This is a genomic window from Rhizobium sp. A37_96, assembly GCF_053521765.1.
On the sequence record NZ_JBNWDS010000007.1, the window covers coordinates 67,615 to 83,422 of the forward strand.

General features: G+C 61.0%; 17 protein-coding genes. 5 read left to right on the forward strand and 12 right to left on the reverse strand.

Features of this window, described 5'->3' with window-relative positions; all coding sequences use genetic code 11:
• Nucleotides 1-57: 57 nt before the first annotated feature.
• The 3 genes from ACQZ6J_RS19030 to ACQZ6J_RS19040 all read right to left on the reverse strand — a co-directional run bounded on the left by ACQZ6J_RS19030 (nt 58) and on the right by ACQZ6J_RS19040 (nt 3,160).
• A complete protein-coding gene (locus tag ACQZ6J_RS19030) occupies nt 58-1,947 on the reverse strand; it encodes an ABC-F family ATP-binding cassette domain-containing protein (RefSeq protein WP_449085220.1) in 1,890 nt (629 codons plus the stop codon).
• Nucleotides 1,948-1,996: 49 nt separating this feature from the next.
• Nucleotides 1,997-2,494 carry a hypothetical protein gene (locus tag ACQZ6J_RS19035; RefSeq protein ID WP_449085221.1) on the reverse strand — a complete coding sequence of 166 codons (498 nt, stop codon included), beginning with the start codon at nt 2,492-2,494 and terminating at the stop codon, nt 1,997-1,999.
• Between the two features lie 156 nt (nt 2,495-2,650).
• Nucleotides 2,651-3,160 (reverse strand): DinB family protein, encoded by a 510-nt coding sequence (locus ACQZ6J_RS19040; RefSeq protein ID WP_449085222.1) that lies wholly within the window; start codon nt 3,158-3,160, stop codon nt 2,651-2,653.
• Between the two features lie 189 nt (nt 3,161-3,349).
• On the opposite strand from ACQZ6J_RS19040, the gene ndk reads away from it, so the two are divergent.
• On the forward strand, nt 3,350-3,772 hold the full coding sequence (gene ndk, locus ACQZ6J_RS19045; RefSeq protein WP_113347435.1) for a nucleoside-diphosphate kinase: 423 nt from the start codon (nt 3,350-3,352) through the stop codon (nt 3,770-3,772).
• A gap of 73 nt (nt 3,773-3,845) precedes the next feature.
• Here the strand turns inward: ndk and ACQZ6J_RS19050 are convergent, their stop codons facing one another.
• Nucleotides 3,846-4,355 (reverse strand): hypothetical protein, encoded by a 510-nt coding sequence (locus ACQZ6J_RS19050; RefSeq protein ID WP_449085223.1) that lies wholly within the window; start codon nt 4,353-4,355, stop codon nt 3,846-3,848.
• Entirely contained in the window at nt 4,352-4,900 is a 549-nt protein-coding gene (locus ACQZ6J_RS19055; protein WP_449085224.1) for a CGNR zinc finger domain-containing protein, read from the reverse strand. The genes ACQZ6J_RS19050 and ACQZ6J_RS19055 overlap by 4 nt, the downstream gene beginning before the upstream one ends.
• Before the next feature lie 66 nt (nt 4,901-4,966).
• On the opposite strand from ACQZ6J_RS19055, the gene ACQZ6J_RS19060 reads away from it, so the two are divergent.
• Nucleotides 4,967-5,863 carry a branched-chain amino acid ABC transporter permease gene (locus ACQZ6J_RS19060; RefSeq protein WP_449085225.1) on the forward strand — a complete coding sequence of 299 codons (897 nt, stop codon included), beginning with the start codon at nt 4,967-4,969 and terminating at the stop codon, nt 5,861-5,863.
• Between the two features lie 3 nt (nt 5,864-5,866).
• Here ACQZ6J_RS19060 and ACQZ6J_RS19065 read toward each other — a convergent pair whose 3' ends face one another.
• The 5 genes from ACQZ6J_RS19065 to ACQZ6J_RS19085 form a co-directional block, all read right to left on the reverse strand.
• On the reverse strand, nt 5,867-6,334 hold the full coding sequence (locus tag ACQZ6J_RS19065; protein ID WP_449085226.1) for a molybdenum cofactor biosynthesis protein MoaE: 468 nt from the start codon (nt 6,332-6,334) through the stop codon (nt 5,867-5,869).
• Nucleotides 6,335-6,470: 136 nt separating this feature from the next.
• On the reverse strand, nt 6,471-6,725 hold the full coding sequence (gene moaD, locus ACQZ6J_RS19070) for a molybdopterin converting factor subunit 1 (protein ID WP_449085227.1): 255 nt from the start codon (nt 6,723-6,725) through the stop codon (nt 6,471-6,473).
• A complete protein-coding gene (gene pgsA, locus ACQZ6J_RS19075; protein ID WP_163986230.1) occupies nt 6,726-7,313 on the reverse strand; it encodes a CDP-diacylglycerol--glycerol-3-phosphate 3-phosphatidyltransferase in 588 nt (195 codons plus the stop codon).
• Between the two features lie 210 nt (nt 7,314-7,523).
• Complete coding sequence (gene uvrC / locus ACQZ6J_RS19080) at nt 7,524-9,563, reverse strand: excinuclease ABC subunit UvrC (RefSeq protein ID WP_449085228.1); 2,040 nt, start codon at nt 9,561-9,563, stop codon at nt 7,524-7,526.
• Nucleotides 9,560-10,327 carry an SDR family oxidoreductase gene (locus ACQZ6J_RS19085; protein WP_449085229.1) on the reverse strand — a complete coding sequence of 256 codons (768 nt, stop codon included), beginning with the start codon at nt 10,325-10,327 and terminating at the stop codon, nt 9,560-9,562. The genes uvrC and ACQZ6J_RS19085 overlap by 4 nt, the downstream gene beginning before the upstream one ends.
• Before the next feature lie 363 nt (nt 10,328-10,690).
• Here ACQZ6J_RS19085 and ACQZ6J_RS19090 point away from each other — a divergent pair, with 363 nt between their 5' ends.
• A complete protein-coding gene (locus ACQZ6J_RS19090) occupies nt 10,691-11,323 on the forward strand; it encodes an outer membrane protein (protein ID WP_163986227.1) in 633 nt (210 codons plus the stop codon).
• A 108-nt stretch (nt 11,324-11,431) separates the two neighbouring features.
• Here ACQZ6J_RS19090 and ACQZ6J_RS19095 read toward each other — a convergent pair whose 3' ends face one another.
• Nucleotides 11,432-12,025: a glutathione S-transferase gene (locus ACQZ6J_RS19095; protein ID WP_449085230.1), complete on the reverse strand. Its 594-nt coding sequence runs from the start codon at nt 12,023-12,025 to the stop codon at nt 11,432-11,434.
• 33 nt (nt 12,026-12,058) lie between these two features.
• Nucleotides 12,059-12,910: a 23S rRNA (adenine(2030)-N(6))-methyltransferase RlmJ gene (locus ACQZ6J_RS19100; RefSeq protein WP_449085231.1), complete on the reverse strand. Its 852-nt coding sequence runs from the start codon at nt 12,908-12,910 to the stop codon at nt 12,059-12,061.
• A gap of 81 nt (nt 12,911-12,991) precedes the next feature.
• Between ACQZ6J_RS19100 and ACQZ6J_RS19105 the strand changes: the two genes are divergently transcribed.
• Together ACQZ6J_RS19105 and ACQZ6J_RS19110 are read left to right on the forward strand one after the other, a co-directional pair.
• Nucleotides 12,992-15,115 (forward strand): molybdopterin-containing oxidoreductase family protein, encoded by a 2,124-nt coding sequence (locus tag ACQZ6J_RS19105; protein ID WP_449085328.1) that lies wholly within the window; start codon nt 12,992-12,994, stop codon nt 15,113-15,115.
• The gene (locus ACQZ6J_RS19110) at nt 15,112-15,705 is read left to right on the forward strand and encodes an NUDIX domain-containing protein (RefSeq protein WP_449085232.1); all 594 of its coding nucleotides are present in this window, start codon (nt 15,112-15,114) and stop codon (nt 15,703-15,705) included. The genes ACQZ6J_RS19105 and ACQZ6J_RS19110 overlap by 4 nt, the downstream gene beginning before the upstream one ends.
• Nucleotides 15,706-15,808 lie beyond the last annotated feature (103 nt).

A 15,808-nucleotide genomic window follows, 5' to 3' on the forward strand; every position in this document is an offset into this window, starting at 1 on the left:
TTATGGTTAATGATTGGTTAGGATCGGGCCCAAATTCGTTAAGGGGAGGTAAGCTTTTCAGCCTGCCATGCCGCTTTCATATTCCGATGAAAGTTCGAGCCACTGCTCTTCGGCCGCGGCGAGCTTTTCAGCCGCATCGGAGCGTTGTTTCGCCTTTTCAGCAGCCTTTGCCGGCGCCTTCTCGTAAAGGGCGGGATCCGCAAGTTCCGCATCAAGCGCCTGAATCAGTTTCTCAAGCTTGCCGGTCAAGGATTCGATTTCGTTGATCTTCTTCTTGAGCGGTGCGAGCGAGGCGCGCCGATCGGCGTTGAGCTTGCGCTGATCCGCCTTGGAAACGGAATCGTCGGTTCCGTTCGTCCTTGCCTTGTCATCCCGCGGCTTCGGGCTTGCGACGACGAGGCTGCGATAGTCTTCGAGGTCGCCGTCGAAGCTCGAAACCGTGCCGTCGCGCACCAGCCAAAGCCGGTCGACGGTGGCTTCGATCAGATGGCGGTCGTGCGAAATCAGGATGACCGCGCCGGAATAGTCGTTCAGCGCCTGGATAAGGGCGTTACGGCTGTCAATATCCAGATGGTTCGTCGGTTCGTCGAGGATCAGCAGGTTCGGTGCGTCGAAGGCGGCAAGGCCCATCAGCAAGCGCGCCTTTTCGCCGCCGGAAAGATCCTTGACCTGCGTGTCCATCTTCTCGGTCGCGAGGCCCATCTGCGCGACGCGGGCACGCACCTTCGCCTCGGGCGTTTCGGGCATGCGGCGGCGCACATGTTCGACGGCGGTCTGGTTGGGGATGAGGTCGTCCAGCTGGTGCTGCGCGAAGAAGCCGATCTTCAGGTTCGGCGCCAGCCTGACATCGCCGCTGTCCGCGTCGAGCCGGCCGGAAATGAACTTCGCAAATGTCGATTTGCCGTTGCCGTTCGAGCCGAGCAGGGCAATGCGGTCGTCGGCATCGATACGCAGGTTCAGCCGCTTCAGGATCGGTTTTTCCGGCTCGTAGCCGACCGCGCCGCCGCTGATCGCGATGATGGGCGATGCGGGTTGTTTCTCGGGCTCCGGGAAACTGAAACCCATCACATGGTCTTCGATGACGGCGGCGACAGTCCCCATCCGCTCCAGCGCCTTGACACGCGACTGCGCCTGCCGGGCCTTGGATGCCTTGGCCTTGAAGCGATCGATGAAGCTCTGCAGATGCTTGCGCGCCGCATCGTTCTTCGCTTTGGCTTTCGTCTGCAGCTCGTCGGCCTCGGCCTTCTGCCGCTCGAACTGGTCGTATGAGCCGCGATAGAAGGTGAGCTTTTTCTGATCCAGATGCACGATGGAATTGACCGCCGTATTCAGCAGGTCCCGGTCGTGCGAGATGATGATGACCGTGTGCGGATAGCGGCGGATATAGTCTTCCAGCCAGAGCGTGCCTTCAAGGTCGAGATAGTTTGTGGGTTCGTCGAGCAGAAGCAGGTCCGGCTCGGAAAACAGCACGGCCGCAAGCGCCACGCGCATGCGCCATCCGCCGGAAAAGGAGGAGGCGGGGCGCTTCTGCGCGTCATGATCGAAACCCAGGCCGGCCAGGATGCTGGCGGCACGCGCTTCGGCCGAATGCGCGCCGATATCGGCAAGCCGCGTCTGGATATCGGCGATGCGATGCGGATCGGTGGCGGTCTCCGCTTCCTCGAGCAGGGCGGAGCGTTCCTTGTCGGCCGCGAGCACGATATCGATCAGCGGCTCTTCCGTGCCGGGCGCTTCCTGTGCGACCTGACCGATGCGGGCATTGCGCGGGATCGAGACTGAACCGCTTTCTGGGGCGAAATCGCCGGTAATGATCCTGAACAGCGTGGATTTGCCCGCGCCGTTCTTGCCGACAAGGCCTGCCTTCGTGCCCGCCGGAAGCGTCACGCTGGCATGGTCGATGAGAAGGCGGCCGGCAATGCGGGCGGAAAGGTCTGAAATCGAAATCATGGCGCGGTTTTGGCCGAACTCGGCGCCGAAGGCAAGAGTGCGAAAGCGTTCAGGCGTCCGCGCTGCGCAACGGCTTCGGCAGGCTTGCGCAATTCCTCAGCCTCTCGGTCAACTCAGTTTCGTAGAGCAGGAGATTGCTGAGCGATGCGTTGAGACTGTCCAGCGCATCGGCGGTCTTCGAAGCCTTTTCGATATCGCGGGTGAAATGCTGTTTCTTCATCAGCCCTTTGGCGAGCTGTTCCGCCACTTCGCGCAGCATTTCGGCCGCATCGCTTTCGGATTTGCGGGCGACCAGTCCGCAATGGCTGACGAGGCGGTGCTTGAGGCCGATTTCATCGAGGCCGCTTTGCGGGGGAAGGGGACCAAGCGTTTCGATCTCTTCGGCAAGACGGCGGTCCTGCCCATAGAGTGCCTCGTGAAAGAGCTGATAATTGCGCGGCAGGTTCTTTACCTTCAGCCGCGTCATGAAGCGGCCGATGACCTCAAGCTCGGTTTCCGTCTCATCATCGATGGAATACGCCGAAACGCCTGTCTGCGAGTTCTTCATGCCTGCTCATGACCGTGATCTGATATATCTCGCCAATCTGCAGGTTGCCAGGTTAAGGGAACATGAACAAAATGGCCGATCCACACGGCCGCGCCGCAAATTGAGGCACATGCTCAACGCTTGAGCGAAGCCCGGAAACACCCGCTCGCCTCCTGCTTACATCCAGTGCCGCCCTTCGCCGCGCAGGAAGTGCAGGAGATCCAGCACCAGCGACGGCTTGCCCATGGACGTCAGGATCGTGTGGCTCTGACCACGGTGATGGGTATGGTGGTTGAACATATGGGCCATGGCCAGGTGCAGGGGATGGGTGATGGCGCCCGGTCGAAGGACGGACGTATAGGTGATGTCGGCGGCGAGAGCCTCGGCGTCGAGGGTGTCTATCCAAGAAATGATGCGCCGATCTTCTGCTTCCCGGTCTGCCCGAAGCCCCGCCAGATCCACATGCAGGACGACGCCCAGTGCCGACGGAGCTTCGCCGGTGCCGCTGAAGCGGTGCATCCACAGCCGGTCCGTCACCAGCAGATGGTTCAGCGTTCCGTGGAGCGAGCCGAAGAAGGCGCCGCGATCTTCGTGGAATTCCGCATCGCTGAGTTGGGCGGCGGCATCGTAGACCTGAATATTGGCCCAGCGATTGTAGTCGGCAAGCATTCTGAAATGTCTGAGCATATGGTTTTCCTTCGTAGTCATGATGGTATGCGCGAACTCTGCCCGTGAGCCGCCGCTTCGCTATCGGGCCGATCGCGAATCGCTCGGCCTGACTGTGACAGCGGCGTGAAATTGGGCGATCCCCCTTGTTTTCGGGCTTTGAGGCAGGTAAACACCGCCCACTTTTCTCTGATTACAAGGAATGAACCCATGGCGATTGAACGTACTTTCTCGATGATCAAGCCGGACGCGACGAAGCGCAACCTGACCGGCGCCATCACCAAGGTTTTTGAAGACAACGGCCTGCGCGTCATCGCCTCCAAGCGCGTTTGGATGAGCAAGCGCGAAGCCGAAGGCTTCTACGCTGTTCACAAGGAACGTCCGTTCTTCGGCGAACTCGTCGAAGGCATGACCTCCGGCCCGACCATCGTTCAGGTTCTGGAAGGCGAAGGCGCCATCCTGAAGAACCGCGAAATCATGGGCGCGACCAACCCTGCAAACGCTGACGAAGGCACGATCCGCAAGACCTTCGCTCTTTCGATCGGCGAAAACTCGGTTCACGGCTCGGACGCTCCGGAAACGGCTGCCGTCGAAATCGCCTACTGGTTCTCCGAAACCGAAATCGTCGGCTGAATCGGCCTCTCAGCTTCAGCGCTGAACGATTTGAATTGACTCATCAAAGCCGGGATTTCGATCCCGGCTTTTTTCATGCAGGGCAGGCGGCATCATGCCCGTAATCGGCGCTGCCATCTCCCTTGAAGACATCCGGATTGGCGGTATAGACCGGCCCGACGACAAGCGGCTTCGTCGGCAGCACGGTCTGGTCGAGGTCGGATTTGACTTCGGTCTTGATCGTCTGGATCGTCTTGTCGCTGGCATCCACCAGCTTGATCGAGACGGAATAGGGGCGGTCCTTGCGCACGCAATGCAGATCGGGGCTTTCCAGCGTGATCTTGTCCCAGAAGGAATAGATCTTCTGCTGGACGACGAGCGGATCGCCACCGGCGGGATTTTCGAATTCCGCGACCGCCGTCGTGCCGTCGGGGATCGGGGCGATCTTCTTCAGCGTAATCATGTAGCTCGCGCTCGCCACGCGGTAGTTGAAGATGAAGAGGCGGCCGCTCAGCTGGGTCGGCCCTTCGTCGTCTTTCCTCTGGCAACCGGCCAGCGCCGTGCCGACGATTGCCGCTGTCAGGATGATCGTTCGGATTCTCATGGCGCGGTTTCCTCCTTCTTGCGCCGGTAGTGCCGGCTTGCCTTGGCGCGGTTGCCGCAGACCGCCATGTCGCACCAGGCGCGGCTCTTGTTCTTGCTGCGGTCGATGAACAGCCAGCCGCAGTTGCGGCATATTTTCATCCGCTCGGGATCGGGCATGGCGATGAGGCGCAGCGTCGAATGCACCGTCGCGACATCCAGCCCATCGGCCGAGGCTCGCTTCAGGACATCTGCCAGGGCGGCAAGAAGATCGGCAAGCAGCGCATCGGGGGCCTCGCCGAGAACCCGCGCCCGGAAATAGCGATCGATCGTCTCGCGCAACGAAATGAAGCCGGCCCTGTTTTCCCGCTGTACCGGCAGGATATCGCCGAAAAGCGCCCGTTCGGCACAGAAATTGGCGGCCGCTTTCGGGAAGCTGTCCATCTGTCCCGGCGCCTCGAAACGATCGGTCCGGCGCTCGTCGTCATGGCGCAGGATCACGCTGTTGGCGACATCGAGCGCCAGCGCGCCACCGGAAAAGCGATGTGGGGTCCAGGAAAAGCTCATGCCGAAAATTATAACTGGTAAAATAGATTTTGCCAGTTACTATTTGCTTGTTCTTCGGAGGAGCGCATGGCCTATCTTCTGCAGCAATTGGCGAATGCCGTCCCGCTCGCTGCACTCTATGCGACGCTGGCTTTCGGCTATTCGATTGCGTTCGGGGTGATGAAACGGGCCGACATCACCTATGGCGCGCTGTTCGCCTTCGCCGGCCAGATGCTCGTGCTCTTTACAGATGTCGGCTACACCAGAATGTATCTGATCCTGCCGGCCGCATTTATCTTCGGTGCAGTCATCGCCGTCGGCTACACGCTCGGCACCAGCTTCCTCGTCGGCCGCGCGATCATGCTGCCGCTGTCGCGCAAATCCCCGAACACCATCATCGTCGCCGCGCTCGGCATGATGATTATCCTGATGGAGACCGCGCGACTGGCATCGAATACCCGTGGCATCTGGCTGCCGCCTTTCCTGAACGGCGCGATCGTTTTCTGGGACAGCGGCGATTTCCGGGTGACGCTCACCGAAATCCAGCTGCTCAACACGGCGCTGATGATCCTCGTCATCCTTGCCGGCGCCTATGTGCTGAAATGCACCGGCTGGGGGCGGATCTGGCGGGCGGTGACCGACGATGCGCTCGCCGCCGAACTTTGCGGCGCGAGCGCCGATCGTGTCTTCCTGCTCGCCTATGTCGCCTCCGCGCTGGTCGCCACCATCTGCGGGCTGCTCGCCACCTCCTACTACGGAACGATGGATTTCGGGGCAGGGCTGATGTTCGGGCTCAAGGTGCTGATGATCGCGGCCGTCGGCGGCTATTCCGATCCCCTGAAATCGGCGGGCGGAGCGGCACTTCTTGGCCTGACCGAGACGATGTGGGGTGCTTACGGCCCGTTCCTCTGGCGCGACTTCGTCATCTTCTCGCTGCTCGTGCTACTGCTGGTGCTGAGCCGGCGCGAAAGGGTCGTCCCCTGAGGCCTATTTGTCGCCGGTCCACTTAGCCCGTGCCGCATCGTCGGCATCCCTGGCCGAAATCCAGCCGCCTTCCTTGCCGTCGCTGCCGTGCTCCTTCTTCCAGAAGGGAGCGGAGGTCTTCAGAAAATCCATGACGAGATTGGCGCCGTCGAAGGCGGCCTGCCGATGGGATGCCGCGGCGACGACGAGCACGATATTTTCGCCGGGGGCAATCTTGCCGTAGCGATGGATGGCGGTCAGGCCAAGAAGCTCGAAGCGCTCGATGGCGAGATTGGCGATGCGGGTGATCTCGGCCTCGGCCATGCCGGGGTAGTGTTCGAGTTCGAGCGCACCGAGCGTTCCGCCTTCGTCGCGGCAAAGTCCGGAGAAGGTAACGACCGCGCCGATATCGTGCCGCCCATCGGTCAGCCGGTCGATCTCGCTCTTAAGGTCGAAATCCTCGCGCTGGACTTTGACGAATGGTGAAATCATCGCAATTTCCTTATCGCCCTCTCAAACGGTTTGAGCGGCATCCCGGCCCCTTCGCCTTGGCATACTGAGCCTGCCGAGGGGGCATCGCTGCAATCGATTCACTGGATCGATTGCTCGGGCGTCGCCCACCTGCTTCTCACCCTCCGGTCATCGGCGGGAAGAGCCCGATTTCCCGCGCTCCGGCGATGGGCTCGTCGTGGTCGGCGTGCTCCATGTTGATGGCAACGCGGATCGCCTCGGGGAATTGAAGTGCCGTCTCGTATTCCTCTCCCAAGGTCTTCAAATGACTCAGGAGATCGCCAACGGTAACGACGTCGGCGGGAAGCGAAATCTCCTCTTCCGCTTTGCCGATCCGCTCACGCACCCAGGCGAAATAGACGAGCTTCGTCATTCATTCATCATCCACGATATGCTTCAGCCCGGCGCGGAAATAGTCGTAGCCGGTGTAGATGGTCAGCAGGGCCGCGATCCACAGCAGGAGGATGCCGATTTCCGTCGTGTAGGGTAGCACCTTGTCGCCCGCCGGCCCAGCCAGCAGGAAGGCGATGGCGACGAGCTGCGCCGTTGTCTTCCATTTCGCGATGCGCGTCACGGGAACGCTCACCTTCAAGGCCGCCAGATATTCGCGCAGCCCGGATACCAGGATTTCGCGGCAAAGGATGATGATGGCTGCCCAGAGCGACCAGCCGGCGATGGTGCCGTCGGCCGCGACGAGCAGCAGGATCGCGGAGACCAGCAGCTTGTCGGCGATCGGATCGAGCATCCGGCCGATATTGGAGGTCTGGTTCCAGATACGCGCGAGATAGCCGTCGAGGAAATCGGTGATCGAGGCGATGACGAAGATCCAGAGCGCAACCCATCGCGCGAAATCGGAACCTTCCAGCTTGCCTTCGACAAAGAAGCACAGAACGATCAGCGGCACGCAGAGAATGCGGCCGTAGGTGAGCAGGTTGGGAATGCTGTAAGCGCGCGAAGCCATGAAAATCATTTCGTTTCGTTGTCTCGGCGGATCGCGATGAGGCTCGAATTCGGTCTCATCTTGCTCCGGGCATTTGATTGATCCTGATCTTATCCAAAAACCGCTTCGCACTTTTTGGGATCAAGTCCTAGATGATGGTTTGGCTACCTTATCGTCAATATTGTTTCTGTTTTTTCACCGCTATTGCGTGGAATTTGCGACCAGCTTTTCTTATTTCGCGGCGTCTTCGTGAAAATGGTTGTAGACCTGCCGCGCGACGGCTTCCGAAACGCCCTCCACGGCCATCAGATCCGACAGGGCGGCGCGCGACACGGCTTTCGCCGTACCGAAGTGCTGCAGCAACGCGCGCTTGCGCGAAGGGCCGATGCCGCCGATCTCGTCGAGCGGGTTTTTCACCATCTCCTTCTTGCGCCGGGCCCGATGCGAGCCGATGGCGAAGCGGTGGGCTTCGTCGCGCAGGCGCTGGATGAAATAAAGGACCGGGTCGCGGGGCGGCAGCGTGAAGCTCTCGCGGGATGGGGCAAAGAAACGCTCGCGTCCGGCATCGCGGTCGACGCCCTTGGCGACGCCGATGGCGATGACGCTGTCGGTGATGCCGAGCTCCTCGAGAATGGCCCGTACGGCCGTCATCTGCCCCTGGCCGCCATCGATGAGGATGATATCGGGCCAGGACGGGAAGGGGCGATCGGCCGCTTCCACGGTAGCGTCGGCCGTAGCGCCGCGATCGGGCTTGCCTTCTTCCTTCAGCAGCCGGGAGAAGCGGCGGGTCATGACCTCGCGCATCATGCCGAAGTCGTCGCCCGGGGTGATGTCGGTCGATTTGATGTTGAACTTGCGGTACTGGCTTTTGACGAAGCCTTCCGGCCCGGCCACGACCATGCCGCCCACGGCATTCGTTCCCATGATGTGGGAGTTGTCGTAGATCTCGATGCGCTGCGGCACGTAGGGAAGCTGGAACGTCTCCTTGAAGCCTTCCAGCAGCCGCGATTGCGAGGCGGTCTCCGCGAGTTTGCGGCCATGCGCCTCGCGGGCGTTGGCAACGACGTGATCGACCAGATCGCGCTTCTCGCCGCGCTGCGGCACGAGGATCGCGACCTTGTGGCCGGCCTTTTCGCCGAGGGCCGCCGCCAGAAGATCGATTTCCTCGACCGTCTCCGAAAGCAGGATTTGCCGCGGCACGGGCTTGTCGTCGTAGAACTGCGCCAGGAAGGCGTTCAGCACCTCGGCGCCCGAAAGCGACGGATCGGCTTTCGGGAAATAGGCGCGGTTGCCCCAGTTCTGGCCGGTGCGGAAGAAGAAGACCTGAATGCAGGAAATGCCGCCCTCGTGATAGATGGCGAAGACATCGGCCTCCTCGACACCGGCCGGATTGATGCCCTGATGGCTCTGCACATGCGACAGCGCCGCCAGCCGGTCGCGGAAGATCGCGGCGCGCTCGAAATCCAGATCCTCGGCGGCGGCGTTCATCGCCTCGGCCATGTGCGCCTTGACGTTCTGGCTCTTGCCGGAAAGGAAGTCTTTCGCCTCCTGCACCAGCTCGGCATACCCTGCATCGCTGATCTCATGCGTGCAGGGCCCCGAACAGCGCTTGATCTGGTAGAGCAGACAGGGCCGCGTGCGTGTTTCGAAGACGCTGTCGGTGCAGGTGCGGATCAGGAAGGCGCGCTGCAGCGAATTGATGGTGCGCCCGACGGCGCCCGCCGAAGCGAAGGGGCCGAAATAGTCTCCCTTGCGCGCCCGCGCGCCACGATGCTTGAAGATGGCCGGCGCGCGATGGGCGCCCGTGATCAGGATATACGGAAAGGATTTGTCGTCGCGCAGCAGAACGTTAAAGCGCGGACGCAAGCGCTTGATGAGATTCGCTTCCAGTAGCAGCGCTTCCGTCTCCGTGCGTGTGGTGACGAACTCCATGTTGGCGGTTTCGCGCACCATGCGGGCGATGCGATTGGAATGGACCTTGCCCAGCGCATAGTTGGAGACGCGCTTCTTCAGGTTGCGCGCTTTGCCGACATAGAGCACGTCGCCGCTTTCGTTGAACATGCGGTAGACGCCGGGATTGTTGGGCAGCCGCTTGACGAATTCGGCAATCAGCTCGGCGCCGCGAAGCCCTGTCTCGCTCTTGACGCCCTCGTTCCAGTCGATGGACGCGGCAGGGCTGGCGGCGGCATCGCCTTCCACCTCGATGTCGTCATCGGTATCTTCTGATTCGTCGTAGAGAATGCCGCCATCGGGCAGCTTTCTTCCATTCATTCCGCACTCTCCGACACGTCTGGCGTTTCCCAGGCAAGATGCTGGCCGCCATCGAGCGCTATCATTTGGCCCGTGATCGAGGGCGTGTCAAAAAGAAAGCGGATGGTGCGGCCGAATTCTTCGAGCCCCGGCGCTGCCTTCAATATGAGGCCGTCGATCTGCGCTTGGAAGTCCTCCTCGGTCTGCCGCACGCTGCGCACGGTCGGACCTGGGCCGATGGCATTGACGCGAATGCGCGGCGCAAAACTCTGCGCCATCGTCTGGGTCGCCGTCCACAGCGCCGCCTTGGACAGCGTATAGGAATAGAAGCGCGGGTTCAGGGCCCATACCCGCTGGTCGACCATGTTGACGATCAGGCCCGGATGCGGCTCGGGAAGCTGCCGGACGAAATCCGCCGCCAGAACCGACGGTGCGCGGACATGGACGGCAAAGTGCGCCTCGAAGGCCGCGGCATCGAAACGCTCGGCGGAATCGCCGAGGAAAGCCGACGCATTGTTGACCAGAAGATCGAGCGGGCCGAGCTCGGAAAAAGCTCTTTCGACAAGCGTCGACGTCTCGCCCAAATCCTGCAGATCCGCCTTGATCGCAATTGCCTTCCGGCCCTTTTGCCGCAATTTCGCCGCGATCTCCGAGGCTTCGGCGAAGGATTGGTTGGCATGCACCGCGACTGCGAAGCCGTTGTCCGCCAAATCCTCGGCAATCGCCCGGCCTATTCTTTTGGAAGCGCCGGTGATCAATGCCGTGCGTAGTTTTTCCTGGCTCAAGATGTCGCCTTTTTCTCGTCGTTACCCGATCGACGCTCATATAGTGCGTCGATACACCATATGAAAAGATGTTCGAGCGAATAGCGCCTTTGGTGTTTCTTATGTAAAGCTTGAAATATATTTAGATAAAAATAAGTATACACGCTTTAACCATTGGTTATGGTTAACAATTCGTCTGTTGCGGTGAAGCAACATCGAAATTCAGCCATGCCTGTGCCACAATGATATCATATTTTGGCTCTTCCAATTCCTCATTTGCATTCCAATTTCAGCATCGATCCGGGAGGGATATGTTTTAATTGCTCGTGACGCTTCGAAGTTAAAGACAGTAAGCGAAGCCCACGAGACTGAAAGGAGAAAAGTATGCGTACTCTCGTAACGACCCTCATGGTCTCCGCTCTCGCTCTCGGCGGCTACACCGCAGCTCACGCTGCAGACGCTGTTGAGCAGATCCCGCAGCCGCCCGTCGCGCAGGATGCACCTCCGGCCGTCAACAACTGGAGCGGCTTCTACATCGGTGGCGCTGGCGACTGGAACGCCGGTCACTTCAACCGCAACGGCGATGCCTACGCTTTTGGTGGCCAGGCTTTCACCGGCTACAACTGGCAGCAGGGCCAGATCGTATATGGCGTTGAAGCTGACCTCGGCTACTCCGGCGCCGACAGCACCCGCAACGGCCTGACCGCCAAGAACGGCGTCAACGGCTCGGTTCGCGGCCGCCTCGGTTACGACTTCAATCCGTTCATGCTGTACGGCACGGCCGGCCTGGCACTCGGCCAGAACAAGCTCTCCGACGATACCTCGTCTGAAAGCAAGACGGCTGTCGGCTACACGGTCGGTGCAGGTGCTGAAACCTTCATCACCAACAACATCACGGCTCGCCTCGAGTACCGTTACACCGACTACGGCCGGAAGGACTTCAACCTCGACTCCGGCAGCTTCTCGCGCGGCTACGACGAACAGAGCGTAAAGGTCGGTATCGGCGTAAAGTTCTAATCATCTGAAGGCATCGCCTGAAGAACAAAAAGGCCGGGGTTTTGCCCCGGCCTTTTTGCTTGTCCAATATTGAAAATCTCATCGGCTGCGGGTTACGGCCGCTGGCCATCAGACATGGGGCTTCATCGCCGGATAGTCCAGAAAGTGCTTCTCGAACCTGTGCGCCCAGTCGATGAGCTCCGCATGGTCCGCTTCCCACTGGCCTTCGAAACGAAGCTGCAGATAGCCGATCAGGGCGGCAAGCGCGAAGTGTCCCGCATGCAGCTTCCTGCCGATCTTCGGCGGCTCGGCGTCGAGATGGGCCAGCGCGCGGCTGACTTTCGTCCACTGCCGGTCGATCCATGGCTGATACTGCTTGTCCGCGTCACGGAAGCGCCGCTCGTAGACGATCGACAGCAGGCACTCGTTGGCGCCGTCGCACAGCGCTTCCAGGACCTCGATCTCGGTCCGCTTGCCCTTCTTCGACGGATAGAGCCTGCCTTCCTTTCGATCGAAATAGTGCATGATGGAGCGGCTGTCGAAAATGGCCTCGCCGTCGCCGGTCAGCAATGTCGGGATCTTGCCGAGCGGATTGTTGTCGATGAGAAGCGACGGTCCGGCATTCGTATCGACATGAATCTCCTCCAGCCTGACGCCGAGATGGCGTGCCGCCATGCGCACCTTGCTGGAGAAGGGAGAGGTGGGCGAGCAAAGAAGTCTCATGAAATCACCTGTGGGATATGGGCGGGAAAAATCTCAATGTTCGCCGCGCAGCCAGAATGCACGCTGCGAGGCGAAACGGTCCTGCGCCAGGATATCCTTCAAAACCGGCAGCAGCGCATGCAACTCGTCCTTCAGCGTGAAGGGCGGGTTGACGATGATGAGGCCGGAGCCCGTGAGCCCGGTGAAGCCCCGGTCGCTCTTGATGGTCAGCTCGGCACAGAGCATCTTCGGGATTTCCAGCGCCTGCAGGGCTTCATGGAAAGGCTTGATCGGCGCATCCTTCTTGATCGGATACCAGAGGCAGTAGGTGCCGCCCGGAAAACGGCGCCAGGCCTTTGCCAGGCCGTCCACCAGCCGCTCATATTCGCCGTCTTCCTCGAAGGGCGGATCGACGAGCACGATGCCGCGCTTTTCCTTCGGCGGCAGATGCGCGCCAAGCGCCAGCCAGCCGTCCAGCTCGGTAATGCGCGCGTGGTGATCGCCCTCGAACAGGCGGTGAAGTCGCTGAAAATCGTCCGGATGCAGCTCCATGGCCGACAGCCGGTCCTGCGGGCGAAACAGCATGCGCGCCAGCTTCGGCGAGCCGGGATAAAGCCTGACGCCGCCTTCCGGGTTGATCTCGCGGACGGCGGCAAGATAGGGCTCCAGCAGGCCGGCCACCTGCGGCACCAACTCCGCCTCCAGCAAGCGCCCGATGCCATCGCGCCATTCGCCCGTCTTCTGGGCTTCCTCGGACGAAAGATCGTAAAGCCCGATGCCGGCATGCGTATCGAGGACGCGAAATGCCTTGTCCTTGTTCTGCATGTAGCGGACGAGGCGGGCAAGGATCGCGTGTTTCAAAACATCGGCGAAATTGCCCGCGTGGTAGATGTGCCGATAGTTCATTGTCGGTGAAGTCCGCATGAATTGTTGAGATGGGCCGGATTGTCTCTAGTGGCCGGACATTGCTTGAAATATACAAACATCATGAACATTGCGACCCCTATCCAAGCCAAATCGCGTGTCGGCCACACGGCTTGTCCGCATGACTGTCCCTCCACCTGCGCGCTGGAGGTCGATCTGACTGACGATGGCAGGATCGGGCGTGTGCGTGGCGCGGGCGATCATTCCTATACCTCGGGCGTCATCTGCGCAAAGGTCGCGCGCTATGCCGAGCGGCTTTACCACCCCGATCGCCTGATGAAACCTTTGCGCCGCGCCGGCGCCAAGGGCGAGGGGCGCTGGCAGGAGCTTTCCTGGGACGCCGCGCTGGACGAGATCGCCGAAGCCTTCGTCAAGGCAGAGGCCAAGGATGGCAGCGAGGCGATCTGGCCTTATTTCTACGCCGGAACGATGGGCTGGGTGCAGCGCGATTCCATCGAGCGCCTGCGCCACGCCAAGCGTTATTCCGGCTTCTTCTCCTCCATCTGTACCAATCCGGCCTGGACCGGGTTCACCATGGCGACGGGCGTGCTGCGCGGCCCCGATCCGCGCGAGATGGGCCGTACGGATTGCGTCGTCATCTGGGGCACGAACGCGGTCGCGACGCAGGTCAACGTCATGACGCATGCGATCAAGTCCCGCAAGGAGCGCGGCGCCAAGATCGTCGTCGTCGACATCTACGACAACCCGACGATGAAGCAGGCGGATCTGGCGCTGATCGTCAAGCCGGGCACCGATGCGGCGCTTGCCTGCGCCGTCATGCACATCGCCTTCCGCGACGGCTATGCCGACCGCGCCTATATGGCCAAGTATGCCGACGATCCGGCTGGGCTCGAAGAGCATCTGAAGTCCAAGACCCCGGCATGGGCTGCAGGCATTACCGGCCTTTCGGTGGACGAGATCGAAGCTTTCGCCAGGTTGGTGGGAACGACGAAGAAGACCTATTTCCGCCTCGGCTATGGCTTCACTCGCCAGCGCAACGGCGCGATCGCCATGCATGCGGCCGCGTCGATCGCCACCGTTCTCGGCTCCTGGCAGTATGAAGGCGGCGGCGCTTTTCATTCGAACAGCGATATCTTCCGCATGGACGCGAGCGAACTGACCGGCCGCGCCATGAAGGATCTCGACGTCCGCATGATCGACCAGTCACAGATCGGCCGTGCCTTGACCGGCGATGCCGTGGCGCTTCGCCATCGCGGCCCGGTGACGGCCATGCTGATCCAGAACACCAATCCGATGAACATCGCGCCCGAGCAGCGGCTGGTGAAGCGCGGCTTCGCCCGATCCGACCTCTTCGTCGCCGTGCACGAGCAGTTCATGACGGATACGGCCGAGATGGCTGATATCGTCATTCCCGCCACCATGTTCGTCGAGCACGACGACATTTACCGCGCCGGCGGCCAGAACCACATTCTTCTTGGCCCGAAGCTGGTGGAGCCGCCGCCGACGGTGCGCAGCAATCTCTTCGTCATCGAGGAACTGGCCAAGCGCCTCGGCGTGGCGGATCGTCCCGGCTTCGGCTTCTCCGCCCGCGAGATGATCGACAGGGTTCTGTCGAAAAGCGGCCTGCCGGATTACGATCATTTCCTTGAGCATAAATGGTTCGACCGCCAGCCGGCCTTCGAGGAGGCGCATTTTCTCAACGGTTTCGGCCATCCGGACGGCAAGTTCCGCTTCCGTCCCGATTGGGCCAACCAGCCGGCGCCGAACCGGCCGCCCGCGTCGGTGGGTCTACTCGGCCCCCATGTCGAGCTGCCGGCGTTTCCGGATCAGGTCGATGTCATCGAAGTGGCCGATCCCGAGCATCCGTTCCGGCTTGCGACGTCGCCGTCGCGCAATTTCCTGAATTCGAGCTTCGCGGAAACGAAGACGTCGCGGCAGAAGGAAGGGCGCCCCGAGGTGATGATCAATCCGGTCGATGCCGAACGGCTCGACGTCGACCATGGCGAGCTGGTTCGCATCGGCAATGGACGCGGCGATATCCGCCTGCATGCGCGCGTGACGACGGAAGTGAAGCCTGGTGTGCTGATCGCCGAAGGTCTCTGGCCGAACAAGGCTCATGTCGACGGCGAGGGCATCAATGTGCTCACCGGCGCCGATCCGGTCGCGCCCTATGGCGGCGCAGCCGTCCACGACAACAAGGTATGGCTCCGCAAGGATATGGCATGACTGGATTCGGAAAGGCGAAAGCCGAAATCGCCGGCGAAAAGACGCTGGCGGATCAATGGACGCGGCTGAGCAGCTTTGATGTCGACTACACGGATTCAAAAGGCGAAAAGCATCGCCTGAAGCGCGAGGTCTATCACCGCACGCCAGCCGCATGCATCCTGCTCTACGATTCCGAGCGCGAAACGGTGGTGCTGGTTCGGCAGTTTCGTCTGCCGGCGCAGCTTGTCGGTGAACCGGCCTGGATGATCGAAGTGCCCGCCGGTCTGCTCGACGGCGACGATCCGGAAGCCGCGATCCGCCGCGAAGCCATGGAAGAGACCGGCTTTCGCGTCCGCGACGTCCGCTTCCTTTTCAAGGCACTGACCTCGCCGGGCTCCTCGACCGAGGTCATTCATTTCTTCGCCGCGGTGATCGACACGACAGATCGCGTTGCCGATGGTGGCGGGCTTGCGGAAGAGCATGAGGATATCGAGGTCCTGGAGGTTCGGCTGTCCGAGGCGCTGGCAATGATCGGGAGGGGCGATATCTATGACGCCAAGACGATCATGCTGCTGCAATGGGCGGCGTTGAATTTGGCCGGTCTGAAATAACTCGGCGAACGGTCGGGAGCTTTGTTGAAACTCTGCCTGCCGCAATTCATCACAGTGTCACGAATCGAGCTTACCGGGGCGTGCTGGCCGAAAACATTCGAAT